Consider the following 25,370-nt stretch of genomic DNA (forward strand, 5'->3'; position numbering starts at 1 on the left):
ATAGCGGGGGGCGAGGTTTCGTCCCCCGTTTGCTTATTGGGATACCTGGCGGGCAGGTTACATCCCCTAGCCCTCAAAGCTGCCGCCATAGTCCTTCGGGACGAGGTCGGCTTGCGCGTTGCCACTACGCACAAGCTCAAGGATCATGTCTGCCACACGTTCCGGCGGGTGTGCGAAAGATGATGTCTGGGTTTCCTGCTCCTTGGCGGATTCCAGCCCAGATCTGACCGCGCCGTAAAACTCGGTCGCGGTGATGAACGGATGCGTGATCGAGACGGCAATACCGGCATCGGCAAGCTCCAGGCGCGCCACACTTGAAAGCATGTTCAGCGCTGCCTTGGAACTGGTATAGGCAGCCGAGCCCGGATAGGTGGCAAGCGTTGCGCCCGAGCTGACATTGACGATGCTGCCGGCACCTTGCCTGCGCATATGGGGAATGACCGCCTGCATCATGACCAGCGGCGCGACGCAGTTGAGATCGAGCACATCTTTGAAATCATCAATGCCGATGTCTTCGATCGTGGCATGCAGGCCCTGTCCGGCGTTGTTGACCAGAACATCGATGCGACCGTATTTCTGAGCGGCGGCCTGGACGGCGTGTTCAACCTGCTCAGGGTGCGTGACATCACACACCACCGCGAGCGCCTCATTGCCAATCTCCCGTGCCAGCGCTTCGATGCGATCTTTCCTGCGGGCCAGCAAAACGACCCGCGCGCCGGACAAGGCCGCAGCGCGCGCCGTTGCTTCGCCGATACCCGAGGAAGCGCCGGTGACAATCACAACTGCGTCTCTGATTTCCATCTGCATTTTCCTTCATGAAATGGTGTGCCGCGCAGCATCGCGACAAGGCTGCGCGGGTGAGTATCCGTAGACCGGAGGCGATCCCGTCGCGCGTCCGATCCGGTCTGAAATTTGCACATTCCTGCTTATGCGTTGCTCTGGACGGAAAGCCGTGCCACATCTCTGCTCATGAGCGATGCCATCAGGATGTTGAAGGAGTTTGTGGAAGAACGCGCTGCAGGCGTGCTCACGACCACGGGCATTCCCCGCGTCGACATCCTCAAGGTGACCGAACCGACCGAGCTGTTTCCCGAAATCTATCAGCCTCTGGTTAGCCTGATCCTGCAGGGAGAAAAGCGCCTGCTGATCGGGAGCGAGGTGATGAATTACACGGCCGGGCAGACATTCATCGCCTCCGTGGCGCTGCCTGTCATCGGCGAGATCGTTCATGCGAGTGTGAAGGGCCCCTATCTCGCGGTCAGGCTCACCTTCGATCGCGCGATGATCGCCGATTTGCTGCTGGACGATCCCGGCCCGGCTGTGTCGTCTGACACGCCCAGCTTTTGCGTCAGTCACGCAAGCGACAGACTTATCGACGCCTGGCTGAGGATGCTGCGCCTGATGGAGGAGCCGGATGAGATTGCGGTGATGGCACCCTTGCTGGAACGGGAAATTCTGTTCCGACTGCTGCGCGGCCCGCAAGGCGCCGTGCTGCGGCAAGTCGCCAGCATCGACGATCGGTTCGCGCAGATCAGGAACGCGCTGGTCCGGCTGCGCAAGGACTATGCCACCACCTTCCACGTGGACGAGCTTGCCTCCGCTTCAAACATGAGCCCATCCGCCTTTCAGCGGCGCTTCAAGACGAGCACCGGCCTGTCGCCGATCCAGTATCAAAAGCAGATCAGGCTCTACGAGGCGCGCGGCATGCTGTTTGCACGGCCGGGCGATGTGGCAGCCGTCGCACTCGCCGTCGGCTATGAAAGCCTGTCCCAGTTCACCCGGGAATACGCAAGAATGTTCGGATCGCCGCCGGCCCGTGACATCAGGAATTTGCGGGCGACCTCGCCGGTGGGGCCGCCGGGGTATGGTGAACCACTGTTGGGGTAGGTGGCTTTGTGGCTGCGGTTGTGAGCGGCGGGGAGCTATGGCCGGGCTTTAGGTTCGACCAAGGAGTTTAACGCATTGCCTCTGCTATACGGAGCAGGGCCGCGTATATGATCTCCGGGTTGTCTTGTGCTACGGCATTTCGGGCAATGGTTTCGGCGTCAGCGGCGATTTTATGGGCCGCACACAATGCGGTCCGGCCCTTCGGTGTCAGTTCGGTTGTGAGAACCCGGCCGCGTACCGGATGAGCCATGCGCTTGATCAGGCCGTCCCGTTCGAGTGTGGCTATGATGGACTGCATCGTCTGCGGTGTCACGAAGGCGCGCCGGGCCAAGTCCGCACTTGATAAGCCCGCGCTGAACTCCAATCCCGCCAGTACCGAATATTGTGGGGTCGTCAGTCCGATATCTCTAAGCTTGTTGTCGAGATGGCCCCGCAGCGCTTGCTGCGCTCGCTTCAGCGCATATCCGAGCGAGCGGTATGTATCATCGACCGGTGGATCCATGAGAGTGGACATATCAGGGCCCTTACTATTGGATGTCAGTACCCTGATAATAGCGGGTCTCATTGAAAAGGATAGGCAGGCTATGGCTCGATTAATTGGACCGGATTTCATCGGCATCCAGACGAAGGATCTGGACGCCGCACTCACCTTCTATCGGGATGTCGTCGGGCTTACGCCCTCGGCAAAGGCACCTCCCGGCGCGATTGTTTTCGAAACCCACCGTATTCCATTCGGCGTTCGCACGCCGATCGAGGACTTTGATGAGACGGTAAAGCTCGGAACGGGCGTTGCAATCTGGTTTGGTTGTGACGACGCTGACGAATTGCACGCGCATCTTTCCGAGAGGGATGTGCAGATAGTATTCCCGCCCAAAGACGGGCCGTTCGGGCGCTACTTCGCATTCATTGATCCATTTGGATATACGATAACGGCGCATAACGTCTCAACGCTGTGATGAGAGCATTTGGCCTTCAGGGTGACGGCAGCCTGAGGCGGATCAAATGCTTTAGCGTTATAAGACTAGAGCGAAGTGCGTTCGATGAAAGCACTTCGCTCTAAAACAGCGCCCTAAAATCCCGACACCTGCCATTTTGTGTTTTCCGCCAGAAGGAAGCGCAAGCAATATGAACACGTTGAGCTAAGTTAAGAGCAACTCTTCTAATTTTCATACCATTATTATGAAATATTCGAAAATATTATTGATTTAGGTCTCTCTCCGAGGCCGAGACGTCAAAATGCTTGGCGCAAGCTTTGCATTCGATAGTGCAGTACCATTTATATACTTAAGGTATTGCTACAATGAAAATCGACACATCAACAAGTCGCCTCTACGCGAGCCAAAGCGCGCAGCTATCTACTGCTTCCGACGACACCTCGGCATCGTTTTCGGCCGCGCTGAACTCGGCCACAGCGGGTACGTCCCAGTCGGATGCAGAGGACGCCGAACAGACTGACTTTACCAGCATGACCCGCCAGGAAATGCAGGAGTGGAGCAATGAGCAGATCCGCAGCGGGAATATGTCGCTTGATGAAGGCCTTCCTTTTATGGCGATGACGATGAAAATTCCGGTGGGTGGGGGTACTGCCGGCGAGTTGCAGGCTTCCGATGATAGCGAACGCGTTGATTTTACGGAAAAGGTTCGCGCCGGCATCGAGGGTGCGATGTCGCGCAACGACGAGGACGCGCTCACGATGCTCGAGAAGGCCATGGAGACTATGCAGCAGTATCAGGACGAAACATCCGGCGACGACGCCCGGGGTTAAAACCCCTCAGCCGAACATGCCTGCCTCAACCCACACCATCGCCCAAAACAAAAAAAACGGCCGGAGCTTTCACTCCGGCCGTTTCGCATTTCACCAATCAGCCGATCAGTTCATCTGGCTGACATACTTCGTTTCCAGATAGGCCGCGACGGCTTCGGAGCCGCCTTCGGTGCCGTAGCCGGAATCCTTGACGCCGCCGAAGGGGACTTCGGGCAGCGCGAGGCCGTTGTGGTTGATGGTCAGCATGCCGGCTTCGACTTCACGGCCGAGTGCGTGGGCGGTCTTGACCGAGCCGGTGAAGGCATAGGATGCGAGGCCGAAGGGCAGGCGGTTTGCCTCGGTGATGGCTTCTTCATAGGTCGAGAAGCGGTTGACGATGGCGATCGGGCCGAAGGGCTCGTCGTTCATGATCTTGGCAGAGGTCGGCACGTTGGCAAGAACCGTCGGTTCGAAGAAGTTGCCCTTGTTGCCGATGCGCTTGCCGCCGGTCTTCAGTTCGGCGCCGGACGAGACGGCGTCCTGGATCAGCGCTTCCATGGCCGGGATGCGGCGTTCGTTGGCAAGCGGGCCCATCGTGGTGCCGGCGTCCATGCCGTTGCCGACCTTGAGAGCTTCGGCAGCCTTGACGAAGCCTTCCATGAACTTGTCGGCGACGCCGTCCTGGATCAGGAAGCGGGTGGGCGCGACGCAGACCTGGCCGGCGTTGCGGAATTTCGACATGGCGGTCACTTCGATCGCCTTGTCGAGATCGGCGTCATTGAAGATCAGGACCGGTGCGTGGCCGCCGAGTTCCATCGTGGCGCGCTTCATGTGCTTGCCGGCGAGGCTCGCGAGATGCTTGCCGATCGGCGTCGAGCCGGTGAACGAGATCTTGCGGATGACCGGATGCGGAATGAGATATTCCGAAACTTCCGACGGGATGCCGTAGACCAGGCCGATGACGCCTGCAGGCACGCCGGCATCTGCAAAGGCGCGGATCAGTTCGGCAGGCGATGCCGGAGTTTCCTCAGGTGCCTTGACGATGATCGAGCAGCCGGTGGCAACCGCTGCAGACAGCTTGCGGACGATCTGGTTGATCGGGAAGTTCCACGGTGTAAACGCCGCGACCGGGCCGACCGGCAGCTTGATCGTCATCTGGTTGACGCCGGAGAAACGGGCCGGAATGATCTGGCCGTAGGTGCGGCGGGCTTCTTCGGCAAACCAGTCGATCGTATCGGCGGCGCCCATGATTTCCATCTTCGACTGGGCAAGCGGCTTGCCCTGTTCGCGGGTCATCATGAAGGCAATGCTATCGGCGCGCTCACGCAGCAGGTCGGCTGCCTTGCGCATCATCTTGGAACGATCGAAGGGCGCGGTGTCGCGCCAGATCTTGAAACCCTTGTCGGCCGCTTCGAGCGCGAGATCGAGATCCGCCTTACGGGCATGGGCAATTTTGCCGATCACTTCGTCGGTCGCGGGATCGGTGACTTCGATCGTCTCGCCGGCGATCGCATCGCGCCATTCGCCGTTGATGAAGAGCTTTACGTCGGGATAGGTCTGCATAGGGTCCACTTTCGTTCGTGAAATTCGCGCAAGGGCAAGCGGTAAGGAGGTGCATCCGGCCGCCGGCAGAGGTGTCAAATGTTCCGGTGCCTGAGTTAAGACAAAGACGGGAGACAATCAACGGCGGGCATCGAATAAGTCATACTTATATCGATTAAACCGGGCAGCGTTTTCAGCTGCCGTGCCCCCGCGTGTTCTATAGATAGGGAGGCGTGACGGCGCTGACCACCTCGCAGCGCACAGGTCCGACATTTCGGTAGCGATGCGGCAGGCGGCTGTCGAACAGATAGGCATCGCCGCGCTTCAGAATACGGGTCTGCGTGCCGACGGTGACTTCCAGTTCGCCGGCAACCACGACGCCGCCTTCTTCCGCCTCGTGGGAAAGCATGGTTTCGCCGGTATCGGCTCCGGGCTCATAGAATTCGTGAAAAACCTGCACGCTGTGGGATTTGGCATCGCCCACCTGCAACAGCGTCAGCGCGCCGGTCGAGAGCGGCGTCAGTTCGTCGGCACGGTAAAAAATCTGGTCGACGGGCGGCAGCGTCAGGGCGAAGAAATCGGTCATCGGGTAGTTGATCGCTTCCAGGATCTTCTTCAGCGAGGCGACCGAGGGGCTGACCTTGTTCTTTTCAATCAGCGACACCAGCGAATGGGTAACGCCGGCCTTCACCGCCAGGGCCCGCTGCGACAGCCCGTGCGCCTGGCGCACCAGCCGGAGCCGATCGCCGACATCGAACGCCGCTTCGGGTTCGCTCAGCGGGTTATCGGCTTCCGGTTTTTCCGTTCCGTGCATTCTTCCTGCGCGCCTTCATGCATCGCCACGCCCGAGCGGCGGCAGCGATTTGTGATACACCGAAGGGTGGGAGATGGCCAATGACGAAAAGCGGCGTGGGTGGTGAGGGGGAGGGGGTGAGTGCTTGCGAGGAGGGGGCGGGCAGACGGTTATGTGCGCAAGAGGAATGCAGCGGGAGTGTTGTCCTTCTATTTCGCTGCAGTATCATCCGTGTACCTTCTTTTCTTCGTCGTTCCGCCTTGCCAAGTAGCGGTGACGTAGCGTTTTGAAGGATTGAAATCGATGAACCAGACAGTTTCCAATGTGAAGTCACGAAACATTCTCGTGCTCGGGGCCGGGGAACTCGGCATGCCCGTCCTTCGCAATCTGGCCCGTCGCGCCAAGGGCATTGAAGACGCAAAGATAAGCGTTTTGCTTCGCGCCAGTACCATCAAATCAGACACGATAGCCAAACAGCGCGACGTCACCGAAATCCGCGACTTGGATATCGAGATCGTCACAGGTGATCTGGTCAATAGCTCAATCGATGAACTCGCATCTCTGTTTGCACAGTACGACACCGTGATTGGCTGCGCTGGCTACGCGGCTGGTATTGATACACCGATGAAGTTGGCCAAGGCGGCGTTACAGTCCGGTATTCCGCGCTATTTCCCCTGGCAGTTTGGTGTCGATTTCGAGGCAATTGGTCGAGGCGGTCCGCAGGATATCTTCGACGCTCAACTCGATGTGCGCGAACTCCTTCGCTCCCAGAGCAAGACGGACTGGGTCATCATCTCCACCGGCATGTTCATGAGTTATCTTTTCGAACCGGAATTCGGCGTCGTTGATCTGGAAAAGAACGCAGTCAACGCTCTTGGCAGCTCCGATACCGCTGTCACGCTGACGACGCCCGACGACATCGGCGTGCTCACCGCTGAAATCGTCTTCTACGAGCCGACCATCAGCAACGAGATCGTCTTCCTGGCGGGCGACACCGTCACCTATGGCGAGCTTGCCGACAAGCTGGAGGCGGGTTTGAACCGGCCCTTCAGCCGGTCCGTATGGACTGTGCCCGTCCTTATGGAAGAACTGGCAAATGACCCCCAAAACATGATGCGCAAGTACCGGGCAGCCTTTGGTATTGGGCGAGGAATGGCATGGGACAAGGCAGGCACATTCAACGCGCGCGAAGGCATCAAGGTGACGGATGTGTCCGATTGGATCAACGCGAACCTGAGCGGCAAGTGACATAGCCTCTGAGATGCAGATCAATGGAAGATAACAGACCGGGAGCGCGGTATAGCCGCGCTCCCAATGAGAGTTGATCCGAAACAATATCATTACGAGGTCGAACACCGTGCCGCCGACACCAGCGGAGCGGGCGCATGTCTCGATTGCTAAAACGTCTGCCAGGAGGGCTTTTCTGGCGGACGGGCATCAAAATCCTCGCGTGACGTTCGAAACTGCTCGGAATTCTCCACGACCCACGTCCACAACGGGATCATGCGAATGAGAAGACCCATTCCCAGTTCGGTCAGTTCGTATTCCACCCGAGGCGGCACCTCAACGAGATCGTGACGCGTGACGAGACCATCTCTTTCGAGTTGGCGTAGCGTGCGCGTGAGCATCCGCTGCGTTACGCCGTGCATTCGTTTTCCGATGTCTGCGTGCCGAAGCCTGCCATAGACGCCGAGCGTGTGTATGACGCCGAGCGACCACCGGCTTCCCGCATGGGTGAGAACCTCGCGTCTCACCCCATCGTCGTCCTCACGAAGACCATCACAAACCGCTTGGGAATAGCTAAGAATTTCTTCTCTGGTCATTGCTCTTGCCTCCGGTATTGCTGCCTGTCGTATTACCAGCCTTCCAAGGGCATTTCACCTGTCTCCCCGACGTGTAGGAACGTTCAAAAAGTCGGCAGGGAGATCCGCGTCGTTGGTGTCACCGATGGCCGAGGACATCAGCTGTTGGTGCAAAGCTGCCACCCCATCCGCATATCGCGAAAAAAGCCCGGCACGCAGTGGCGGACCGGGCATGGTTCGCAACAAAATCCGCCTCAGAAGAACGCTTGAATTCCCGTCTGGGCGCGGCCGAGGATCAACGCATGCACATCATGCGTGCCTTCATACGTATTGACCGTTTCCAGGTTCTGGGCGTGGCGCATGACGTGGTATTCGATCTGGATGCCGTTGCCGCCGTGCATGTCGCGGGCCTGGCGCACCAGCCGGAGCCGATCGCCGACATCGAACGCCGCTTCGGGTTCGCTGTGCGGGTTATCGGTTTCCGGTTTTTCCGTTCCGTGCATTCTTCGTGCGCGCCTTCATGCATCGCCAGCGCCTCAAGCGGCGGCAGGGACTTGTGATACACCGAAGGGTGGGAGATGGCCAATGACGAAAAGCGGCGTGGGTGGTGAGGGGGAGGCGGATGAGGGTCGCAATGAAGGGTTTGACGCTTAAGGCACGACGCTTCGCCAGTATCGTCGGGGGGCTATTCCGTAAATTCGTTTGAACGCGTGCCCGAAAGCGCTTTCTGAAGAATACCCGACCTCTGAGGCAACGGTCGCGACGGTTGATCCACGGCGCAACGCATTTCGCGCCAGCCGCATCCGCCAGCGGAGAAGGTAATCAAGTGGCGCCAGACCCACCAAAGATTTGAATCGTTTGGAAAAGGCCGATCGTGACATCGCTACCGATGCTGCCAAAGTTTCCAGGCTCCAAGGATAGGCAGCATCTCCATGCATCAACCCGATTGCCCTGCCGATCCGGGGATCGGCCAGTGCGCTGATCCAGCCCAAACTGTCGCCATCGTCCTGGATCAATGCCGCCCGCAAGACCTGGACGAGGAGAATATCGACAAGCCTGTCGGTGAGGACGGCGGCGCCGATCTGCGTCCCCTTGATTTCGATATCGAGAATAGCGAGCGTGGAGCGAACGACGGTTGCCGAAGCATTGCTCGACGGAATCAGCAGAAAGGTTGGCAGCGAATCCAGCAGCAGGTCAGCATCGGATTCTTCAAAGCTGAAGGTGCCAGCGATCAACACGGTGTCATTGCCTTCGTGGCGAGCGACGTCAGATTGCGCCCAATCGAATGCCGACATTCCATCGTCGGAAAGGACGTGATCATCGTTCGCCAGGACGTAGCTTGGCGCGTTGGCCAGCAGGAAACAGTCCCCTGCGCCAAGCTGGTGACGTTGCCCTTCGCCGAAGTCGATCCAGCAGTCACCGGCCAGGACCGCGCCGAACTTGACTGCAGGCTTGGCAGGAAAGCGATAAGACCATCGCCCGCTCGCCTCAAACCGTGTGCAGCGTGCGCCTCGTATGTTGATGAGGGAAAAGACTTCGGACAGCGGGTCCATCAGATTGAGCCGATCGCGACGATTTTAGGGTCGTTGCAACATAGATCGCCTCGATTCGTCATGCAAAGATCAGCCTTCAAGAAAAGGATGATTGAGCATGATGGGTATCGAGGGAAAAGTCGTCGCGATCACCGGGGCAAGCAGCGGCATTGGCGAGGCCACGGCGCTGCATCTGGCGGAACGGGGAGCGATCCTTGTCCTTGGTGCGCGGCGTGCCGACCGGTTGGAAGCCCTGTGCAGTTCTATCGTGTCACGGGGTGGGACGGCATGCTTTATCGTCACCGACGTCACGCGTCGTCAGGACGTTGACGGGCTTGTGGCCCTTGCGGTCGAAAAATTTGGCAAACTCGATGTTCTCGTGAGCAATGCCGGGATAGCGCCGATCTCGCCGCTGGACGCCCTGAGGGTCGAGGACTGGGAGGCGATGATAGACGTCAACGTCAAGGGCGTCCTTTACGGGATCGCAGCCGCCTTGCCGCTCTTTCGTCGTCAGGGCTTCGGCCACTTCATCAACACACTTTCAACAGCGGGAATCAAGATCGTACCGACGATGGCTGTCTATGCTGGGTCGAAGAACGCCGTGAGGACAATCACCGAAGCGCTTCGTCAGGAGGCTGGTCCATTGCTGCGCGTGACGGGCATTTCACCTGGGTACGTCGACACAGAGCTCCCATCCTCGATGACCGACCCCGCGACGCGGGCACAAGGGGAAGCCAGCATGAAGGCCACGGCGATCCCGGCATCCGCCATAGCTGATGCCATTGCGTTTGCGATCGCTCAGCCCTCGAATGTCGATGTGGGAGAGATCGTGCTGCGACCGACCGCACAGGGATAGGTGGCCGAAACGCTGTACGGGTGAGGACCGTATGGCGCTTCCACCCCAAACCGGCCGCCCGGCTCGTAGAATTCGTGAAACACCCGAACGATTCCAGGATCTTCTTCAGCGCGGCGACCGAGGGGGTGATGCCGGCCTTCACCGCAAGGCCCGCTGCGAGAGCCCGTGGGCCTGGCGCACCAGCCGGAGCCGATCGCCGACATCGAACGCCGTTTCGGGTTCGCTGTGCGGGTAATCGGGTTTTCCGTTCCGTGCATTGTTCATGCATCGCCACGCCCGAGTGGCGGCAGGGACTTGTGATACACCGAAGGGTGGGAGATGGCCAATGACGAAAAGCGGCGTGGGTGGTGAGGGTGGAGGCCATGTATGGTTGCTGTTGTGTTGCCGCTATGCGCGATTTTGTCTGCCATAGAGGTCGTCGCCGTACCTGCACAAAAGCAGACATCGTCTCGGCGGCGGCGTCATGTCCCCAGTGCGCCAAATGCGGTTACCCGAGACTGCCGGCAAACTGCTCTGGCCAGCGATTGCGCTCTGCCAGAGCTGCCACAAAATCGATGAAGACACGGGTCTTTGCAGGGAGCTGTGATCGGCTTGCGAAGTACACCGAAATCGCGCCTGCGTCGGAATACCACTGCGGCAACAGCCGGACCACACGCCCGGCCTCGAGATGAGGCTGGGCGTCTGCTTTCGGAACCAGCGCGACGCCCACCCCTAGAACGGTAGCACTGAGCATTGCGGCGGGATCGTTGACGACCAGAGTTTCGGATAACTCCGCAGCCGCCTGACGGCCAGCCGCATCGCGCATCGTCCATTGGCGGATGCGTCCGCTCTGCCTCAAACGCATCACGATGCTATCCAGCGCCTTCAACCCCGCCGGGTCGAACGGCGGCACGCGACCTGCCATATAGCCCGGTGATGCCACCGCAATGATGTGCACCGGAGCGAGCGTTCGGGCGACAATGCCCGGGTTCAGATCGAAGCCTCCGCCGATCGCTGCATCATAGCCATCGGCCACAAGGTCGACGGGTCTGGCATCGAAATGACATTCCGGCTTCACACCCGGATAGAGCTTCAGAAACTCAGGCAGATGGGGAAGGATATGCAGCACGCCGAGGGTGGGCGGCAGGCTGACCTTGAGCACGCCCTTCGGCTCACCCTGCACAGCCGCACCTCCGATCGCAGCCTGGAGTGTGTCCAGGCTATCGGCGACCGACAGCCTGAAGCTTTCGCCCGCCTCGGTGAGAACCAGCTTGCGCGTCGAGCGATGGAACAGCCGGATACCGAGGTTGCGCTCCAGCATGGCGACGTTGCGGCTGACGGCGGCCGGAGTGAGCGACATGCGTCTGGCCGCTTCTGAAAAACTGCCATGCTCGGCGCTCCGCACGAAGGATTCAAGATTCGCCAGTGTCTCCATCGCCGCACCCTTCAAATGATCGTTGAAGATATAACAAGCGAGTTCCAGCTAATCAAAGGGAATTGGATCGTCCATATCTGCGTCATCAAACATCGCAAGGAGCGAGCAGATGACACGGAATTCGCAGCCTCTTCTCGGCAAGGTTGCTCTCGTGACCGGCGGGTCGCGGGGCATCGGCGCAGCCATCGTCAAGCGCCTGGCCGATGACGGGGCGGATGTGGTGTTCAGCTATTCAACTTCTGGCGACAGGGCAGAGGAGATCGTGCGCGCGGTCGAAGCCCTTGGGCGTCGGTCTCTGGCAATCAAGGCGGATCAGGCCAATGCGTCCGAGGTCGCAGACCTTGTGCGACAGGCGCACGAAGCGTTCGGCCGGCTGGACATCCTGGTCAATTCGGCCGGTGTCTTCGTCACCGGCGGGGTCGGCGACCCGGACGCAGATATCGCGGCGTTCGATCGACAGATCGACATCAACGTCAAGGGTGTCGCGGCCGCGGTCCGCGCCGCAGTTCCTCTGATGGAGGACGGCGGACGGATCGTCTCGATCGGGACAACGGGCGCAGTTCACATTCCCTTTCCAGGTGCAGCCGACTACATCGCAACAAAGGCTGCAGTGGGCGCCTATACGCGCGGCTGGTCCCGTGATCTCGGCCCGCGTAACATTACCGTCAACCTGGTTCAGCCCGGTGCAATCGATACCGACATGAACCCGGCAAACGGCCCCTTTGCAGACACTTTAAAAGGGCTTGCGGCGCTTGGGCGTTACGGCAAGCCCGAAGACATTGCCGCGGCGGTCGCCTTCCTCGCCGGCCCGGACGCCAGCTACATTACCGGAGCAACACTCAACGTCGACGGCGGACAGACAGCCTGATCGACCATTTTCAACAAGGAGACAAATCCATGACATCCATCGGAATTATCGGCGCTGGAAACATTGGTCGCGCCATTGCGACAACTCTCGCAAGGAAGGGCATCGCAGCCACGCTTTCCAACAGCCGCGGCCCTGAAACGCTTGCCGAACTCGTCGCCTCGCTCGGCCCATCGATTACCGCCGGATCGCGCGAGGAAGCCGCATCGAAAGACATCGTCTTCATCGCCGTCAATTGGTCGAAGCTTCCTGCGGCGATGGCCGGTCTGCCCAACTGGAACGGTCGGATCGTCGTCGATACCAACAACCCGATCGAAGCGCCACTGTTCCAGCCCGCAGACCTCGGCGGCCGGACGTCGTCGGATGTGTTCGTCGAGATGGTTCCTGGTGCTCGGGTCGTAAAGGCGTTCAACCATCTGTCAGCCGCTGTGCTCGCCGGTGACCCGACCAGCGAAGGCGGCAGACGCGTGCTGTTTTATTCCGGCGATGATGCATCGGCCAAAGCGGAGATCGGCGCGCTGATCGACCGTCTTGACTTCTTCGGCATCGATCTCGGTGACCTCGCCGTTGGGAGCCGCCTCGTCCAGTTTCCGGGCGGCCCGTTGCCGGCGCACAACCTCGTCAAATTCGGCTAAGGTTTAAAAATCTTCCGCGCCGTCTCTTCAACAATTCAGGAGCCCGCTATGTCCACCACAGCCATCGAAATAGCACAGACGTTTTTCGACCACTGGAGCGCCAATCGGATCGACGAGGCCATCGCCATGCTCGCCGAAGACGTCCTCTACGACAACGTGCCCTTTCCCGATGTCACCGGCCGCGAGAACGTTCGAAAATTTCACCGCGATTTCGGCATCGGCAACAAGTTTACTGTCGACTGGAAGGTGGTGCACATCGCGGCGGCGGGAAACGTCGTGCTGAACGAGCGGATCGACATCTTCCTTCACGAAAACGGCGGACGGATCACGCTGCCCGTCATGGGCACAGTGACAGTCGAGAACGGCATGATCACCGTCTGGCGTGACTATTTCGATCCGGCGGACTTCGACCGGCAATTGAACCAGATCGGCAAATAGTCGGATCACGATCTCCGACAAGAGGTTGCCTTTGGGTCAAAGTTGGACCGAAGCACCATCACATGATTCGAAGTCCGATGTCGCCCTTCGGCACCCAGACTTCGGTCAGTCCGCTTACGACGCCAACTCGGTCTTTTCTCTAGGTCGCAGCCATGGCCACCTCTTGTGAGAACCAGCCCCCCCATCCCCATCTCGCACAAAAAAAGCCCGGCACGCATCCGCGCGCCGGGCACGGTTCCACCAAAATCCCGTCTCAGAAAAACGCCTGAATCCCCGTCTGTGCACGGCCGAGGATCAGGGCATGAACGTCATGCGTGCCCTCATACGTGTTGACCGTTTCCAGGTTCTGGGCGTGGCGCATGACGTGGTATTCGATCTGGATGCCGTTGCCGCCGTGCATGTCGCGGGCCTGGCGGGCGATATCGAGTGCCTTGCCGCAATTGTTGCGCTTGACGATGGAGATCATTTCCGGGGCCATCTTGTGCTGGTCCATCAGCTGGCCGACGCGAAGCGATGCCTGCAGGCCGAGCGTGATTTCGGTCTGCATGTCGGCGAGCTTCTTCTGGTAGAGCTGGGTGCCGGCGAGCGGCTTGCCGAACTGTTTGCGATCCAGCCCATACTGGCGAGCGCGGAACCAGCAGTCTTCGGCAGCGCCCATCACACCCCAGGAAATGCCGTAGCGGGCGCGGTTGAGGCAGCCGAACGGGCCTTTCAGGCCCGACACGTTGGGCAGGATGGCATCTTCGGTCACCTCGACGCCGTCCATGACGATTTCGCCTGTGATCGAGGCGCGCAGCGAAAGCTTGCCGCCGATCTTCGGGGCCGAAAGACCCTTCATGCCCTTTTCGAGCACAAAGCCGCGGATCTCGTTGTTATGGGCTTCCGATTTCGCCCAGACGACGAAGACGTCGGCGATCGGTGCGTTGGAGATCCAGGTTTTTGCGCCGCGCAGGCGATAACCACCCTCGATTTTTTCGGCGCGGGTCTTCATGCCGCCGGGGTCGGAGCCGGCGTCCGGTTCGGTCAGGCCGAAACAGCCGATCAGATCACCGGAGACGAGGCCGGGCAGATACTTCTGTTTCTGCTCATCGGAGCCGTAGGTGAAGATCGGATAGATCACCAGCGAGGACTGGACGCTCATCATCGAGCGATAGCCAGAGTCGATGCGCTCGATCTCGCGGGCGACGAGGCCGTAGGCGACATAAGAAGCGTTGGCGGCGCCATATTCCTCGGGCAGCGTCACGCCGAGAAGGCCGGTCTGGCCCATCAGCTTGAACAGGTCCTTGTCGGTGGTCTCGTCGAGATAGGCATCGTTGATGCGGGGCGCGAGTTCGGCCTTGGCAAAGCTTGCGGCCGCATCGCGGATCATCCGCTCTTCGTCGCTCAGTTGGTCTTCGATGAGAAAGGGATCGTTCCAGTTAAACGCCATGCTTCTCGGGCCTCCGGATTTCAGCAATTCTGTTGATGGCGATTATCGCCGTGGGGCGCGCAAGGGCAAGACCCGTTTACTCAAACCGTCATGATCTATAGTCATAGGGCATGCTCACCCTGTCGCGAAAGCTTCTGCCGTCCACCTCGGCGCTTGCCGCCTTCGATTCCGTTGCCAGGCTCGGCAGTTTTTCGGCGGCTGCCGAAGAGCTGTCCTTGACGCAAGGCGCCATCAGCCGGCAGGTTTCCGGGCTTGAAGAGCAGCTGGGCATGCCACTGTTCGAGCGCACCAGCCGCGGCGTGGTGCTGACCGAGACCGGGGCGGACTATGCCAAGTCGATCAGCGTGGCGCTTTCCCAGATCCGCTCCGCCTCGCTTGCCGCCATGAGCAAACGGCATGGCGACCAGCTGAACCTTGCGATCTTGCCGACATTCGGCACCCGCTGGCTGATGCCGCGCATTCCGCACTTCGTGGCCCGGCATCCGCAAGTGACGCTGAATTTCGCGACCCGCATCGGCGTGTTCGATTTCGACCGCGAAGGCATCGACATGGCGATCCATGTGGGCACTCCCGACTGGCCGGGGGCCGAGTGCACCTATTTGATGAGCGAAATGGTGGCGCCGGTCTGCTCGCCGGAGTTTCTGGCCAGCCATCCGATCCGCGCAGGCGAAGACCTGCTGCGGCTGCCGCTTCTGCACATGGCCTCGCGGCCCGGTGCCTGGAGCCACTGGTTCGCAAGCCTTGGCATCGACACGGCCCCCTCTCAGGCGATGCGCTTCGAACAGTTCTCAAGCGTCGCCCAGGCAGCGATCGCAGGGCTCGGCGTCGCGCTGATGCCGCTGTTCCTGATCGACAGCGAACTGGCGAGCGGCCAGCTGGTCGAAGCCTTCCCGCATGAAGTCACAAGCCCCAGCGCCTATTACGCGGTGGCACCCATCAGCAAACGCGATTTCAGGCCGGTGGTGGCGTTTCGGGAGTGGCTGCTGGAAGAGGTGGCGCGGTATGGGCAGGAGGTGGTGGGGTGGTGAAGAGTGACGGAACGGTGCGTCTCGCCCCTTCACCATAATCCATCCGTCGCTCCTTGAACCTATTCATCGTTGATGGTCGCTAACAGCAACGACCGGTGAGCAGCCACGCCCGCCAGGCTTCCATCGGCGACCGCGAGTGCAACTGAGGCCATGGGACGCGCGGCGTCGCCGCAGGCGAAGACGCCGGGCAGGCTGGTTTCCTTCATCGCATCAGTCTTGATGGTGGCGCCAAGGGGGCCTTGCTCCATATCGAGGCCGAGCTGCTGCGCGATCGAGGTGGAGACCTCGAAGGGAGCAAGTGCGAACAGGCCGGAGAAAGACAGGGTCCTTCCATCTACAAGCTGCACATCGGCGTGATCGGTGAGGGCCTTCACGGGGGAGCGCTCGATGACGACGCCGCGCGCTGCGAGCGATTGAAGCTGATCTCTATCCGGCTCGAATGCCTGGTTGAGAAGCAGGGTTGTCGGTCCCCAGTCAGGAAGCATCAGCGCATGGTGCATCGAGAGCGCCGAGCCGGCGATGACGCCGATCTTGCCTTGGTTGAGTTCGTAGCCGTGGCAGTAGGGGCAATGGAACACGCTTTTGCCCCAACGCTCCTTCAACCCCTCGATGTCAGGAAGAATGTCGCGTACGCCCAGCGCCAGGATAAGCCGGCGTGAACGGTAACGGGTGTCCCTCACCAAAACGGTGACATGAGCCGCTCCAGAGCCTTTCTCACCGTTGCGCTGAACGGTCTCTGCACGACCCGAGACCCAATCCACCGTTGGGTACTCCATGACCTGTGACCGGGCCTCGGCTGCAATTTCAGCGGGATCGACATGGTCCTGGGTGAGGAAGCCATGCGAGTGGGATGCGAACCGATTGCGCCTGAGGCCTTCGTCGATCATCAGAACCTTCCGACGCGCGCGGCCGAGTTGAAGCGCTGCCGACAGCCCGGCGTAGCTGCCTCCGATGATGATGACGTCATAGATCGTGTCGCTCATGATTTTCTCCTCTGTCTCGCAACAACATAAGTGTCGTGAAAAGACGGGTCAAGCCTCATGACACTTCGATTGTATCGTGAATGACGATTGTGCTAGTGTCGGTGGGGAAAGAACGCGAGGGAGTAGAACATGAGGCAGGATAGTCGGCTATCGCGCATGCTGCATGTGTTGATCCATATGGGGCGACATGACGGGGCGATGACATCCGAGATGATCGCACAGATGCTCGACGCCAACCCTGTCGTCATCCGGCGCACCATGGCGGGATTGCGCGACGAAGGGTATGTCAGCTCCGTAAAAGGGCATGGTGGCGGCTGGACGCTGGCGCGTCCTCTCGAGGAGCTGACGCTTCTCGATATCTACCGGGCGGTCGGAGAACCGTCGATCTTTGCGGTTGGACCCGCTTACGACATGCCGGGATGTCCGATCGAACAGGCGGTCAACGGGACTTTGACGGACGTCTTCAACGAAGCCGAGGAGCTGTTGCGCAAGAGGTTTGCCGGGGTAACGCTTGCCGATATCGCCAACGGGTTTCGAGGATCGAGCGAACAGGACGACGGTCAACGATGCACGCCATGACCGCAGGCGACATCCCAACCATGTCTTCGGCCGCGGACTAGTCCCTCTGTAGATCAAGCCCTCCGCTTCACGCCGGGTGCGCCCCCAAGCGCATGCTGTGGTGCTGGATTTTCGCTCTGGCCGCCCAGGGCGTGAGTTTGCAACCGTCCGGCGGGACTCAACTCCTTATCCGTTTTCTGCTTTTCTGATTAAACGATTAATCAGAGCGCCTCGATGGCTCCCATCCGCCCCGGTTCGAACATGAGTGCGATAGCGAGCGCCCTTGGCGTGTCGGCGGCCACCGTGTCGAATGCGTTGTCGGGCAAGGGGCGGGTTTCGCCGGAGCTTGGGGCGAAGATACGGGCGAAGGCCGAGGAGCTTGGGTATGTGCCGAGCGTGACGGCGCGGGCGCTTCGCACTGGGCGCAGCCGCGTCATCGGGCTGGTGCTTCCCGATATCGCCAATCCGCTTTTCCCGCAAATCGCCCAGGCGATCGAGAATGCTGCAGCCAATGCCGGTTACGGCGTTTTGATCGCCGACAGCCGTGGCGACAGTTCGATGCAGACGCTGGCGATCCAGCGTCTGGTCGAGCGCCAGGTCGATGGTATCGTCATCGTGCCGCGGCTCGGCACCCGCATTGCCGATCTCGGTTGCCCGGTCGCGGTCATCGACAGCCCGTCGACTCCAGGCAATACGGTTTCTTCCGATCACTGGCAGGGTGGCCAGGTGGTGGCCGATCATCTGGTCTCGCTCGGGCACAGTAATTTCGTGCTGATCGGCGCCAATCCGCTTTCGAACGTTCAGAACGACCGTATCGGCGGCATGAAATCACGCCTGCCGAAGGATGCCCGCTTTGAGACGATCTGGATCGAAAAGCTTGAGACGCTGGCGGGAGCCGGCTGTTCGCTTGGGTTGAAGCAGAAGGTCGAGCTCGGCTTTACCGCTTTTGCCGCCACGAGCGATCTGCATGCGCTGCGAGCGCTGACCGAACTGCAACAATCCGGCATCCGCATTCCGCAGCAGGCAAGCGTTACCGGCTTCGACGATCTCGTCTGGTCGTCGGTGGTTTCGCCGGGCCTTACCACCGTGCGCCAGGATATGGCGGCGATTGCCGAGATTGCCGTCGGCGCGCTGGTCGGCGTGATCGGCGAGGATGCGGCCGAGCCTGATGCTGCGACCATCACGGTCGGCGTCACAGCCGTTGCAAAGACCGATCGCGTGCCGATGACACTCGTTGCCCGCCAGACCACCGCATCGGTTTCCAGCCCCCAATTTTCACCCGCATCCCCACCCTTGGAAGGGAATGACCCATGAAGACCCTGATTACCGCATCCGCCACCCTGTTGCTTGCCACGACGGGCCTTGCCCAGGCCCAGGAAAAGACGCTGACCATTTCCGTCTATGCGTTGGCGCAGGACGAGTACAAGCAGATCGTCTATGATCCCTTCCAGGCGATCTGCGGCTGCAAGCTGGTGGTCGAGACCGGCAACAGCGTCGAGCGGGTGGCCAAGATGGAGGCCAACAAGGCCAATCCGGTCATCGACATGGCCGTGGTCTCGATGGCCGATGCGCTGTCTGCGTCCCGCAAGGATCTGACCGACACGATCGACACAGCCAAGCTCAAGAGCTTCAACGCGCTGTACGACATCGCCAAGGATCCGAACCAGGACGGCAAGAGCGTCGGCTACACGTTCTACGCCAACTCGATCGTCTACCGGTCCGACAAGATGAAGATCGAAAGCTGGGCGGATCTGTTCAAGCCGGAATATGTCGGCCATATCGCGTTTCCGAACATCACTACCAATGGCGCGGCACCAACGCTCTACATGCTCGGCCAGGCGCTGGGCAAGGATACGCCTGACCTTGCCGCCCCGATCGCGACGATCGGCGAGAACAAGGACGAGATCGTCACCTTCTACGAGAAGTCCTCGCAGCTGGTGCAGCTGATGAAGCAGGAAGAGATCTGGGCAGCGCCCGCCGGTCGTTTCGCCTGGGCGCCGTTTACCAAGCTCGGCCTGCCGATGGCATGGGCGACGCCTAAGGAAGGCCAGGCCGGCGGCATGAATGTCATGGTCGTCACCAAGGGTTCCAAGAACCGCGACCTGGCGCTGCAGTTCATGGATTTCTGGCTGTCGACCGAGATCCAGACCAAGCTTGCGGAAAAGCTGGTGGACAGCCCTGCCAATAGCGAGGTGAAGGTATCCGACGAGATCGCTGGCAACCTTACCTTCGGCAAGGCAACCGCCGAAAGCCTCAAGTTCATCCCCTCGGCCATCGCTCTCGATAACCGCGCCGGCTGGATCAAGACCTGGAACGACAAGGTCGGGCAGTAAGCTTCAGCAAACCGCGCGCCTTGCGGCGCCGCAAACCTTTCGGCCCGGGTTCCGGGCTGAAAGGGCGCGGCCTGCGAAGCGCGCGGGAATGATGACGTGACACAGTTCGACGATACTACCGGAGACCACGCATGTTTCAAAACCGGGCCGAGGCGTTTGCACTTGCGCTGCCTGCCGCAATTTTTGCGGCGGCGGTGTTTATTGTGCCCGTGCTGATCCTTCTGTCCGATGGGTTCAGGAGCCTTGATGGCGGCTGGACGTTTGCGGCTTACGGCGAGTTCTTCTCCTCGCCGCTCAATCAGGCGGTGTTCCTGCGCACGCTGAAGCTAGGCGCGCTGGTGACGGTGGTTTCGGCGGTGATCGGCTATGCGGCGGCGTTTTCCATCGTCAGCCTGTCGCCCGCTGCAAAGGGCCGGATGACCGGGCTGGTCGTGCTGCCGCTGATGATTTCGCCGGTGGCGCGCACCTATGCGTGGATCGTCATTCTCGGCCGGACCGGCATCGTCAACCAGGCTTTCCAGGCGCTGGGGCTGAGCGAGGCGCCGCTGCGCATCCTGTTTTCCGAAACGGCAATCTTTATCGGCCTGCTGCAGCTGTTTCTGCCGCTGATGATCATCTCGCTGATCTCGGCGCTCGAGAATATGCCCAAGGATGCGGTTCCGGCAGCAAGAGTGCTCGGCGCCAACTGGTTCCAGGTGTTCTGGAAGGTCATCCTGCCGCTCACCAAGGAGGGGTTGGTCATCGGCGGTACGCTGGTCTTCACCGGTTGCCTCACCGCCTATATCACGCCGGCCATCCTTGGCGGCTCCAAGGTGCTGATGCTGGAAACGCTGATGTACCAGCAGGTTGCCGTCAGCAACAATTTCGTCGCCGCAAGCGTCATCGCCTGCATCCTGATTGTCATGAGCTTTGCCGCCAACCTTCTCCTGAAGCGGGTGGCAACGGCGCGCAACACGCAGAGAAAGGCCGCCCGATGACCGCTCGCAGCCTGTTCGTCCCCGCCACGCTGTTTCTGCTGGCGACCTTTCTGATCGGGCCATTTCTGATCATCGTCGCGGCGTCGTTTTCGGCTGGCGAGACATTGGCGTTTCCGCCGCAGGGCTTTTCGCTGCAGTGGATCCTCAAGGTCTTCACGGTCGAAAGCTTTCGTGCCTCGTTCGCGATGTCGATGTTTCTGGCCATCGGCGGCACGGCGGCAGCGCTGGTGCTCGGCATTCCCGCATCCTACGCGCTGTCGCGCTACCGGCTGCCGGGGGCGGAAATCATCCGCACCATCGTTTCCGCGCCGATCATCGTGCCCGGCATCATCGTCGGCCTTTCGCTGCTGCGCTATGTGGTCGTGCCGTTCGGCGTCGGCATTACGCTTGCGCTGTTTCTGGCCCATACAGCGCTGATCCTACCCTATGCGGTGCGCGTCGTTTCGGCGAGCCTCGACAATCTGCGCTCGGATATCGAGGAGGCGGCGGTTCTGCTGGGGTCGTCCCGGCTCGGTGCCTTCTTCCGGGTGGTCATGCCCAACATCAAGGGCGGCATTCTTTCGGCATTCATCCTCGGCTTCGTCACCTCGTTCAATCAGGTGCCCGTATCGCTGTTCCTGTCCGGTCCCGGCGTGCGCACGCTGCCGATCGACATGATGGCCTATATGGAAATCGTCTTCGATCCGTCGGTTGCGGCGCTCTCGTCGCTGCTCGCCTTCCTGTCCATCGGCATCGTCTTTGCTGCTGAACGCTTTCTCGGATTTTCCCGCTATGTCTGATCAATCCTATCTCTCGCTTGAAAAGCTGACGCTTGCCTATGGCGACAGCGTGGCCGTTGCCGATCTCGACCTGTCGGTCCGGCGTGGCGAACTCATCGCGCTGCTCGGCCCCTCCGGCTGCGGCAAGACGACGACCATGCGGGCAATCGCCGGGCTGTTGCCTGTGAAATCCGGCAAGGTCATCCTCGACGGCGAGGACATGACGCGCACGGCGCCGAACAAGCGTGCCGTGGGGCTGGTGTTCCAGTCCTATGCACTGTTCCCGCATCTCTCCGTCTACGAAAACGTTGCCTTCGGGTTGCGGCTGAAGGGCATGAAAGGCGCCGAACTGGATGCCAAGGTGCAGTCCGGCATCACCTCCGTCGGTCTGGCAAAATTTGCCGACCGCAAGCCGGCCGAGCTTTCCGGCGGCCAGCAGCAGCGCGTGGCGCTTGCCCGCTCGATGGTGATGGAGCCGAAGGTTCTGCTGCTCGACGAGCCGCTGTCCAACCTCGATGCCCGGCTTCGGCTGGAAATGCGCACCGAACTGCAGCGCGTCCAGCGCGAAACCGGCGTGACGATGATCTTCGTCACCCACGACCAGGCGGAAGCCCTGTCGCTTGCCGACCGGATCGTCGTCATGAAGAACGGCGCGATCGAGCAGATCGGCACGCCTGAAGATATCTACAACCGGCCGACGTCCTCGTTCGTGGCGGATTTCGTCGGGTTCGAGAACATCTTTGCGCTGGAAGGCGGCGGGCTGAAGACGGACAACGGCAGCGTTCCGCTCTCGGTCGCACCCGGCCTGGAGGCGCCTAAGGCTGCGGGTCTCGCCTGGCGTCCGCGCATGGTGACGCTTGGAACCGGTCCGTTTCGCGGAACCGTGCGCGGCACATCGTTTGCCGGCCATTCCCGCGAATATTTGCTGGACAGCGCGCTCGGTCCGATCAAGGCTGAGGTGGATGCTTCCGAACCGGTGCATGTGTCCGGCTCGGACCTGTCCTTCGACCTGCCGGTACACAAGGCCGCGCAACTTTCGCGCATTGCCTGAGGAGATATAGCCATGGGCATCTGGATCGACACCGATATGGGCTTCGACGACATCGCAGCGATCATGGTCGCAGCGCATGCCGGCCTCGGCGTGGACGGGGTTTCGCTTGTGTTCGGCAATGCACCGATTGAACGGGTGCGCGGCAATGCGGCCGGTGCCTGTGCGGCCTTCGTCTGGCCGTTCCCGGTTCACGCGGGCCGCGCCTTTCCAGTGATGGGCAGGCTTGAGACGGCGCAGGACGTGCTGGGCGATGAAGGCATGCCGAGCGCCGGTCTGCACCTGCCGGACATGCCCGACACATTTCACGACGATGCTTTCGAGGCGCTGTGCCGGTGGCTGGAAACGAGCGACGGCGACGCGCGCCGGATCCTGGCGCTGGGGCCGCTCACCAATATCGCAGCCGTTGCGCTGGCACGGCCGGATCTTGCCGCCAAGATCACCGATCTCACCTGGATGGGCGGAAGCCTGACGGCCGGCAATCACACCGCATCTGCCGAATTCAACGCCTGGGCGGATCCGGAAGCTGTGGCCATCGTGCTTGCGCATCAGATCCCGCTCAGGATGGTCGATCTCGATATCTGCCGCAAGGTTTTGTGCTTTCCAGACGATGTGGCGCCGATCCGGGCTGCCGGCGGACGCAATGCGACGCTGGTGGCCGATCTCCTGGCCGGCTTCGTCGAGATCGCCACCAGCCGCGGCCGGCCGGCGATGGCGCTTTACGATGCGGTTGCCGCTTTCGCCTTCGCCTATCCGGATCACGTCACCTGGCGCGAGGCGCGCATCGACATGGAAACCGCCGGTACCGTGACGCGTGGGCGGACCGTGGTGGAGACCCGGGCGGCCAAGGTTAGCGGTTTCAACGGATCCTATGCGGCCGAGATAGACGTCGAAAAGGCGCGCGATACGATCCTTGAAACCCTCAAGGCGGAGGCAACGTGGTGATGAGCGGCGAGATGAAGACCATCGTGACTGACATCTACGGGTTTACCGATGCGGGCTTGCGCGACCGGGCCGTGATCGCTGCCCGCGGCGATGCGCCTTTCGATATCCTGATCACCGGCGGCACCCTCGTCGACATGGTGACGGGCGAACTCCGCGCGGCCGATATCGGCATTGTCGGGCCGCTGATCGCCAGCGTCCACGCGCCTGCTAGCCGCAGCGATGCCGACCGGGTGATCGATGCCGGCGGTGCCTTTGTGTCGCCGGGGCTGATCGATACCCATATGCATATCGAAAGCTCGATGGTGACGCCGGCCACCTACGCACAAACCGTGCTGCCGCGCGGCGTCACAACCGTCGTGTGGGATCCGCACGAATTCGGCAACGTCAACGGTGTCGATGGCGTGCGCTGGGCGGTCGAGGCAGTGAAGTGCCTGCCGCTGCGGTGCCTGGTTCTCGCGCCGTCCTGCGTACCGTCTGCACCGGGGCTCGAAATGGCGGGCGCCAGTTTCGAAGCTGATGCGATCGAGGAAATGCTTTACTGGCCGAAGATCGCCGGTCTGGCCGAAGTGATGAACATGCGCGGCGTGATCGATCGCGACCCGCGCATGAGCGAGATCGTCCAAGTGGCGCTGGCTGCGGAAAAGCTGGTCTGCGGCCATGCCCGCGGCCTTGCCGATGCGGATCTCAATGCCTTCATGGCATCCGGCATCACCTCCGACCACGAGCTTGTTTCGGGCGCAGACCTGATCGCCAAGCTGCGCGCCGGACTGACGGTGGAGCTGCGCGGCAGCCATGACCATCTTCTGCCGGAGTTCGTCGCAGCGCTTGGCGAACTCGGCCGTCTGCCGCAGACGCTGACGCTCTGCACCGACGACGTGTTTCCCGACGATCTCGTCGATGGCGGCGGGCTGGACGATGTGGTGCGCAGGCTGGTGCGCTACGGCATGAAGCCGGAATGGGCGCTTCAGGCGGCAACGCTGAATGCGGCCCAGCGCATCGGACGCGCCGATCTCGGCCTGATTGCCGCCGGGCGCCGTGCCGATATCGCTATCTTCGAGGATCTTACGGATTTCCGCGCCCGGCATGTGTTCGCCAGCGGTACGGAAGTTGGCTGCCGCGGAGCGATTTCGGTCGAGATCAAACCGACCGATCCGGCCCCGCTGACGGCTTCGGTCAAGCTCAAGCCTTTGCAGGCAGACGATTTCCGGGTTCGGTCGGAGGGCACGAAGGTGCGCCTTGCCACGATCGACCGGCCACGGTTTACCCGCTGGGGAAGCGCGGATGCCGATGTCGTCGATGGTTTCGTGGTGCCGCCTGAGGGTGCGACGCTGATTGCCGTGACCCACCGCCACGGTCGGGCGGACTGCCGCACCCGGGTCGGTTTCCTCACCGGCTGGGGCACATGGCGCGGCGCCTTTGCCACCACTCTTGCGCATGACAGCCATAACCTGACCGTATTCGGTGCCGATCCGATCGATATGGCCGCTGCCGCCAATGCCGTCATTTCTGCCGGCGGCGGCATGGCGGTGGCGATCAACGGCAAGGTGGAGGTGCTGCTGCCGCTGCCGCTTTCCGGCCTCGTCTCGGAAGCGCCGATGGAAGAGGTGGCCGACGGCTTTCGGGCCATCCGCGCCGCGATGGACGGCATCGTCGACTGGACGCCGCCCTATCTCGTGTTCAAGGCCTGCTTCGGCGCAACGCTTGCCTGCAATCCCGGGCCGCACCAGACCGACAGGGGCATTGCCGATGTCACGACTGGCAAGGTGCTGGAGTGCCCCGTTCTCGAAATTCTCGGATAAGGGG

27 protein-coding genes and 1 pseudogene are annotated in these 25,370 nt (G+C 61.0%); 17 read left to right on the forward strand and 11 right to left on the reverse strand.

Features of this window, described 5'->3' with window-relative positions; genetic code table 11:
* Positions 1-66: 66 nt before the first annotated feature.
* The gene (locus ACQY1J_RS06630) at positions 67-807 is read right to left on the reverse strand and encodes an SDR family oxidoreductase (protein ID WP_430251005.1); all 741 of its coding nucleotides are present in this window, start codon (positions 805-807) and stop codon (positions 67-69) included.
* Positions 808-987: 180 nt separating this feature from the next.
* On the opposite strand from ACQY1J_RS06630, the gene ACQY1J_RS06635 reads away from it, so the two are divergent.
* Positions 988-1,887 (forward strand): AraC family transcriptional regulator, encoded by a 900-nt coding sequence (locus tag ACQY1J_RS06635; protein ID WP_430251006.1) that lies wholly within the window; start codon positions 988-990, stop codon positions 1,885-1,887.
* Positions 1,888-1,954: 67 nt separating this feature from the next.
* Here ACQY1J_RS06635 and ACQY1J_RS06640 read toward each other — a convergent pair whose 3' ends face one another.
* On the reverse strand, positions 1,955-2,401 hold the full coding sequence (locus ACQY1J_RS06640; RefSeq protein ID WP_430251007.1) for a MarR family winged helix-turn-helix transcriptional regulator: 447 nt from the start codon (positions 2,399-2,401) through the stop codon (positions 1,955-1,957).
* 16 nt (positions 2,402-2,417) lie between these two features.
* Here ACQY1J_RS06640 and ACQY1J_RS06645 point away from each other — a divergent pair, with 16 nt between their 5' ends.
* Together ACQY1J_RS06645 and ACQY1J_RS06650 are read left to right on the forward strand one after the other, a co-directional pair.
* On the forward strand, positions 2,418-2,843 hold the full coding sequence (locus ACQY1J_RS06645) for a VOC family protein (RefSeq protein WP_430251008.1): 426 nt from the start codon (positions 2,418-2,420) through the stop codon (positions 2,841-2,843).
* Positions 2,844-3,187: 344 nt separating this feature from the next.
* Positions 3,188-3,652, forward strand: a complete 465-nt coding sequence (locus ACQY1J_RS06650) for a hypothetical protein (RefSeq protein ID WP_430251009.1) — start codon at positions 3,188-3,190, stop codon at positions 3,650-3,652.
* Between the two features lie 105 nt (positions 3,653-3,757).
* Here the strand turns inward: ACQY1J_RS06650 and ACQY1J_RS06655 are convergent, their stop codons facing one another.
* Positions 3,758-5,194, reverse strand: a complete 1,437-nt coding sequence (locus ACQY1J_RS06655; RefSeq protein ID WP_062461387.1) for an NAD-dependent succinate-semialdehyde dehydrogenase — start codon at positions 5,192-5,194, stop codon at positions 3,758-3,760.
* A 196-nt stretch (positions 5,195-5,390) separates the two neighbouring features.
* A complete protein-coding gene (locus ACQY1J_RS06660) occupies positions 5,391-5,987 on the reverse strand; it encodes a cupin domain-containing protein (RefSeq protein WP_430251010.1) in 597 nt (198 codons plus the stop codon).
* A gap of 282 nt (positions 5,988-6,269) precedes the next feature.
* Between ACQY1J_RS06660 and ACQY1J_RS06665 the strand changes: the two genes are divergently transcribed.
* The gene (locus tag ACQY1J_RS06665) at positions 6,270-7,214 is read left to right on the forward strand and encodes an aromatic alcohol reductase (RefSeq protein ID WP_430251011.1); all 945 of its coding nucleotides are present in this window, start codon (positions 6,270-6,272) and stop codon (positions 7,212-7,214) included.
* 149 nt (positions 7,215-7,363) lie between these two features.
* Here ACQY1J_RS06665 and ACQY1J_RS06670 read toward each other — a convergent pair whose 3' ends face one another.
* The 3 genes and pseudogenes from ACQY1J_RS06670 to ACQY1J_RS06680 all read right to left on the reverse strand — a co-directional run bounded on the left by ACQY1J_RS06670 (position 7,364) and on the right by ACQY1J_RS06680 (position 9,324).
* On the reverse strand, positions 7,364-7,789 hold the full coding sequence (locus tag ACQY1J_RS06670) for a winged helix-turn-helix transcriptional regulator (RefSeq protein WP_062456648.1): 426 nt from the start codon (positions 7,787-7,789) through the stop codon (positions 7,364-7,366).
* A gap of 233 nt (positions 7,790-8,022) precedes the next feature.
* Positions 8,023-8,190 (reverse strand): annotated as a pseudogene (locus ACQY1J_RS06675) (acyl-CoA dehydrogenase family protein); the annotation flags it as partial.
* A 228-nt stretch (positions 8,191-8,418) separates the two neighbouring features.
* The gene (locus ACQY1J_RS06680) at positions 8,419-9,324 is read right to left on the reverse strand and encodes an AraC family transcriptional regulator (RefSeq protein WP_430251873.1); all 906 of its coding nucleotides are present in this window, start codon (positions 9,322-9,324) and stop codon (positions 8,419-8,421) included.
* Between the two features lie 94 nt (positions 9,325-9,418).
* Between ACQY1J_RS06680 and ACQY1J_RS06685 the strand changes: the two genes are divergently transcribed.
* Positions 9,419-10,156: an SDR family oxidoreductase gene (locus ACQY1J_RS06685; RefSeq protein WP_113112322.1), complete on the forward strand. Its 738-nt coding sequence runs from the start codon at positions 9,419-9,421 to the stop codon at positions 10,154-10,156.
* Positions 10,157-10,294: 138 nt separating this feature from the next.
* Here the strand turns inward: ACQY1J_RS06685 and ACQY1J_RS06690 are convergent, their stop codons facing one another.
* Entirely contained in the window at positions 10,295-10,420 is a 126-nt protein-coding gene (locus ACQY1J_RS06690; protein WP_430251012.1) for a hypothetical protein, read from the reverse strand.
* Between the two features lie 223 nt (positions 10,421-10,643).
* Entirely contained in the window at positions 10,644-11,570 is a 927-nt protein-coding gene (locus ACQY1J_RS06695; RefSeq protein ID WP_430251013.1) for a LysR substrate-binding domain-containing protein, read from the reverse strand.
* 109 nt (positions 11,571-11,679) lie between these two features.
* Between ACQY1J_RS06695 and ACQY1J_RS06700 the strand changes: the two genes are divergently transcribed.
* From ACQY1J_RS06700 to ACQY1J_RS06710, 3 genes are read left to right on the forward strand one after another with little or no spacing between them, the layout of a single operon-like run.
* Positions 11,680-12,438: an SDR family oxidoreductase gene (locus ACQY1J_RS06700; protein WP_430251014.1), complete on the forward strand. Its 759-nt coding sequence runs from the start codon at positions 11,680-11,682 to the stop codon at positions 12,436-12,438.
* Between the two features lie 29 nt (positions 12,439-12,467).
* Positions 12,468-13,070 (forward strand): NADPH-dependent F420 reductase, encoded by a 603-nt coding sequence (locus tag ACQY1J_RS06705; RefSeq protein WP_113112319.1) that lies wholly within the window; start codon positions 12,468-12,470, stop codon positions 13,068-13,070.
* A gap of 48 nt (positions 13,071-13,118) precedes the next feature.
* Complete coding sequence (locus ACQY1J_RS06710; RefSeq protein WP_430251015.1) at positions 13,119-13,508, forward strand: limonene-1,2-epoxide hydrolase family protein; 390 nt, start codon at positions 13,119-13,121, stop codon at positions 13,506-13,508.
* A gap of 253 nt (positions 13,509-13,761) precedes the next feature.
* Here ACQY1J_RS06710 and ACQY1J_RS06715 read toward each other — a convergent pair whose 3' ends face one another.
* The gene (locus ACQY1J_RS06715) at positions 13,762-14,937 is read right to left on the reverse strand and encodes an acyl-CoA dehydrogenase (RefSeq protein ID WP_062461376.1); all 1,176 of its coding nucleotides are present in this window, start codon (positions 14,935-14,937) and stop codon (positions 13,762-13,764) included.
* A 110-nt stretch (positions 14,938-15,047) separates the two neighbouring features.
* Between ACQY1J_RS06715 and ACQY1J_RS06720 the strand changes: the two genes are divergently transcribed.
* Positions 15,048-15,965, forward strand: a complete 918-nt coding sequence (locus ACQY1J_RS06720; RefSeq protein ID WP_430251016.1) for a LysR family transcriptional regulator — start codon at positions 15,048-15,050, stop codon at positions 15,963-15,965.
* 59 nt (positions 15,966-16,024) lie between these two features.
* On the opposite strand, the gene ACQY1J_RS06725 is transcribed toward ACQY1J_RS06720, so the two are convergent.
* The gene (locus ACQY1J_RS06725; RefSeq protein WP_430251017.1) at positions 16,025-16,948 is read right to left on the reverse strand and encodes an NAD(P)/FAD-dependent oxidoreductase; all 924 of its coding nucleotides are present in this window, start codon (positions 16,946-16,948) and stop codon (positions 16,025-16,027) included.
* 129 nt (positions 16,949-17,077) lie between these two features.
* Between ACQY1J_RS06725 and ACQY1J_RS06730 the strand changes: the two genes are divergently transcribed.
* The 8 genes from ACQY1J_RS06730 to ACQY1J_RS06765 all read left to right on the forward strand — a co-directional run bounded on the left by ACQY1J_RS06730 (position 17,078) and on the right by ACQY1J_RS06765 (position 25,366).
* The gene (locus tag ACQY1J_RS06730; RefSeq protein WP_325263324.1) at positions 17,078-17,527 is read left to right on the forward strand and encodes an Rrf2 family transcriptional regulator; all 450 of its coding nucleotides are present in this window, start codon (positions 17,078-17,080) and stop codon (positions 17,525-17,527) included.
* 213 nt (positions 17,528-17,740) lie between these two features.
* Positions 17,741-18,820 carry a LacI family DNA-binding transcriptional regulator gene (locus ACQY1J_RS06735; protein ID WP_430251018.1) on the forward strand — a complete coding sequence of 360 codons (1,080 nt, stop codon included), beginning with the start codon at positions 17,741-17,743 and terminating at the stop codon, positions 18,818-18,820.
* Entirely contained in the window at positions 18,817-19,839 is a 1,023-nt protein-coding gene (locus tag ACQY1J_RS06740; RefSeq protein WP_430251020.1) for an ABC transporter substrate-binding protein, read from the forward strand. Before ACQY1J_RS06735 ends, ACQY1J_RS06740 begins: the two co-directional genes overlap by 4 nt.
* Before the next feature lie 131 nt (positions 19,840-19,970).
* Positions 19,971-20,816 carry an ABC transporter permease gene (locus ACQY1J_RS06745; protein WP_174196871.1) on the forward strand — a complete coding sequence of 282 codons (846 nt, stop codon included), beginning with the start codon at positions 19,971-19,973 and terminating at the stop codon, positions 20,814-20,816.
* A complete protein-coding gene (locus ACQY1J_RS06750; protein WP_092659627.1) occupies positions 20,813-21,595 on the forward strand; it encodes an ABC transporter permease in 783 nt (260 codons plus the stop codon). Before ACQY1J_RS06745 ends, ACQY1J_RS06750 begins: the two co-directional genes overlap by 4 nt.
* Positions 21,588-22,625: an ABC transporter ATP-binding protein gene (locus tag ACQY1J_RS06755; protein WP_192077708.1), complete on the forward strand. Its 1,038-nt coding sequence runs from the start codon at positions 21,588-21,590 to the stop codon at positions 22,623-22,625. The genes ACQY1J_RS06750 and ACQY1J_RS06755 overlap by 8 nt, the downstream gene beginning before the upstream one ends.
* A 12-nt stretch (positions 22,626-22,637) precedes the next feature.
* The gene (locus ACQY1J_RS06760; RefSeq protein ID WP_430251021.1) at positions 22,638-23,567 is read left to right on the forward strand and encodes a nucleoside hydrolase; all 930 of its coding nucleotides are present in this window, start codon (positions 22,638-22,640) and stop codon (positions 23,565-23,567) included.
* Positions 23,567-25,366: an adenine deaminase gene (locus ACQY1J_RS06765; protein WP_430251022.1), complete on the forward strand. Its 1,800-nt coding sequence runs from the start codon at positions 23,567-23,569 to the stop codon at positions 25,364-25,366. The genes ACQY1J_RS06760 and ACQY1J_RS06765 overlap by 1 nt, the downstream gene beginning before the upstream one ends.
* Positions 25,367-25,370 lie beyond the last annotated feature (4 nt).

Origin of the sequence: Neorhizobium sp. DAR64860/K0K1, assembly GCF_050500205.1 — a bacterium.
Lineage (GTDB): Bacteria > Pseudomonadota > Alphaproteobacteria > Rhizobiales > Rhizobiaceae > Neorhizobium > Neorhizobium soli.

Bases quoted from the DNA above. Each gene is read 5' to 3' on its own strand.
- ACQY1J_RS06630 (WP_430251005.1), bottom strand. From the start codon at position 807: ATGCAGATGGAAATCAGAGACGCAGTTGTGATTGTCACCGGCGCTTCC.
- ACQY1J_RS06635 (WP_430251006.1), top strand. From the start codon at position 988: ATGTTGAAGGAGTTTGTGGAAGAACGCGCTGCAGGCGTGCTCACGACC.
- ACQY1J_RS06640 (WP_430251007.1), bottom strand. From the start codon at position 2,401: ATGTCCACTCTCATGGATCCACCGGTCGATGATACATACCGCTCGCTC.
- ACQY1J_RS06650 (WP_430251009.1), top strand. From the start codon at position 3,188: ATGAAAATCGACACATCAACAAGTCGCCTCTACGCGAGCCAAAGCGCG.
- ACQY1J_RS06655 (WP_062461387.1), bottom strand. From the start codon at position 5,194: ATGCAGACCTATCCCGACGTAAAGCTCTTCATCAACGGCGAATGGCGC.
- ACQY1J_RS06660 (WP_430251010.1), bottom strand. From the start codon at position 5,987: ATGCACGGAACGGAAAAACCGGAAGCCGATAACCCGCTGAGCGAACCC.
- ACQY1J_RS06665 (WP_430251011.1), top strand. From the start codon at position 6,270: ATGAACCAGACAGTTTCCAATGTGAAGTCACGAAACATTCTCGTGCTC.
- ACQY1J_RS06670 (WP_062456648.1), bottom strand. From the start codon at position 7,789: ATGACCAGAGAAGAAATTCTTAGCTATTCCCAAGCGGTTTGTGATGGT.
- ACQY1J_RS06685 (WP_113112322.1), top strand. From the start codon at position 9,419: ATGATGGGTATCGAGGGAAAAGTCGTCGCGATCACCGGGGCAAGCAGC.
- ACQY1J_RS06690 (WP_430251012.1), bottom strand. From the start codon at position 10,420: ATGAACAATGCACGGAACGGAAAACCCGATTACCCGCACAGCGAACCC.
- ACQY1J_RS06695 (WP_430251013.1), bottom strand. From the start codon at position 11,570: ATGGAGACACTGGCGAATCTTGAATCCTTCGTGCGGAGCGCCGAGCAT.
- ACQY1J_RS06700 (WP_430251014.1), top strand. From the start codon at position 11,680: ATGACACGGAATTCGCAGCCTCTTCTCGGCAAGGTTGCTCTCGTGACC.
- ACQY1J_RS06705 (WP_113112319.1), top strand. From the start codon at position 12,468: ATGACATCCATCGGAATTATCGGCGCTGGAAACATTGGTCGCGCCATT.
- ACQY1J_RS06710 (WP_430251015.1), top strand. From the start codon at position 13,119: ATGTCCACCACAGCCATCGAAATAGCACAGACGTTTTTCGACCACTGG.
- ACQY1J_RS06715 (WP_062461376.1), bottom strand. From the start codon at position 14,937: ATGGCGTTTAACTGGAACGATCCCTTTCTCATCGAAGACCAACTGAGC.
- ACQY1J_RS06720 (WP_430251016.1), top strand. From the start codon at position 15,048: ATGCTCACCCTGTCGCGAAAGCTTCTGCCGTCCACCTCGGCGCTTGCC.
- ACQY1J_RS06725 (WP_430251017.1), bottom strand. From the start codon at position 16,948: ATGAGCGACACGATCTATGACGTCATCATCATCGGAGGCAGCTACGCC.
- ACQY1J_RS06730 (WP_325263324.1), top strand. From the start codon at position 17,078: ATGAGGCAGGATAGTCGGCTATCGCGCATGCTGCATGTGTTGATCCAT.
- ACQY1J_RS06735 (WP_430251018.1), top strand. From the start codon at position 17,741: ATGGCTCCCATCCGCCCCGGTTCGAACATGAGTGCGATAGCGAGCGCC.
- ACQY1J_RS06740 (WP_430251020.1), top strand. From the start codon at position 18,817: ATGAAGACCCTGATTACCGCATCCGCCACCCTGTTGCTTGCCACGACG.
- ACQY1J_RS06745 (WP_174196871.1), top strand. From the start codon at position 19,971: ATGTTTCAAAACCGGGCCGAGGCGTTTGCACTTGCGCTGCCTGCCGCA.
- ACQY1J_RS06750 (WP_092659627.1), top strand. From the start codon at position 20,813: ATGACCGCTCGCAGCCTGTTCGTCCCCGCCACGCTGTTTCTGCTGGCG.
- ACQY1J_RS06755 (WP_192077708.1), top strand. From the start codon at position 21,588: ATGTCTGATCAATCCTATCTCTCGCTTGAAAAGCTGACGCTTGCCTAT.
- ACQY1J_RS06760 (WP_430251021.1), top strand. From the start codon at position 22,638: ATGGGCATCTGGATCGACACCGATATGGGCTTCGACGACATCGCAGCG.
- ACQY1J_RS06765 (WP_430251022.1), top strand. From the start codon at position 23,567: ATGAGCGGCGAGATGAAGACCATCGTGACTGACATCTACGGGTTTACC.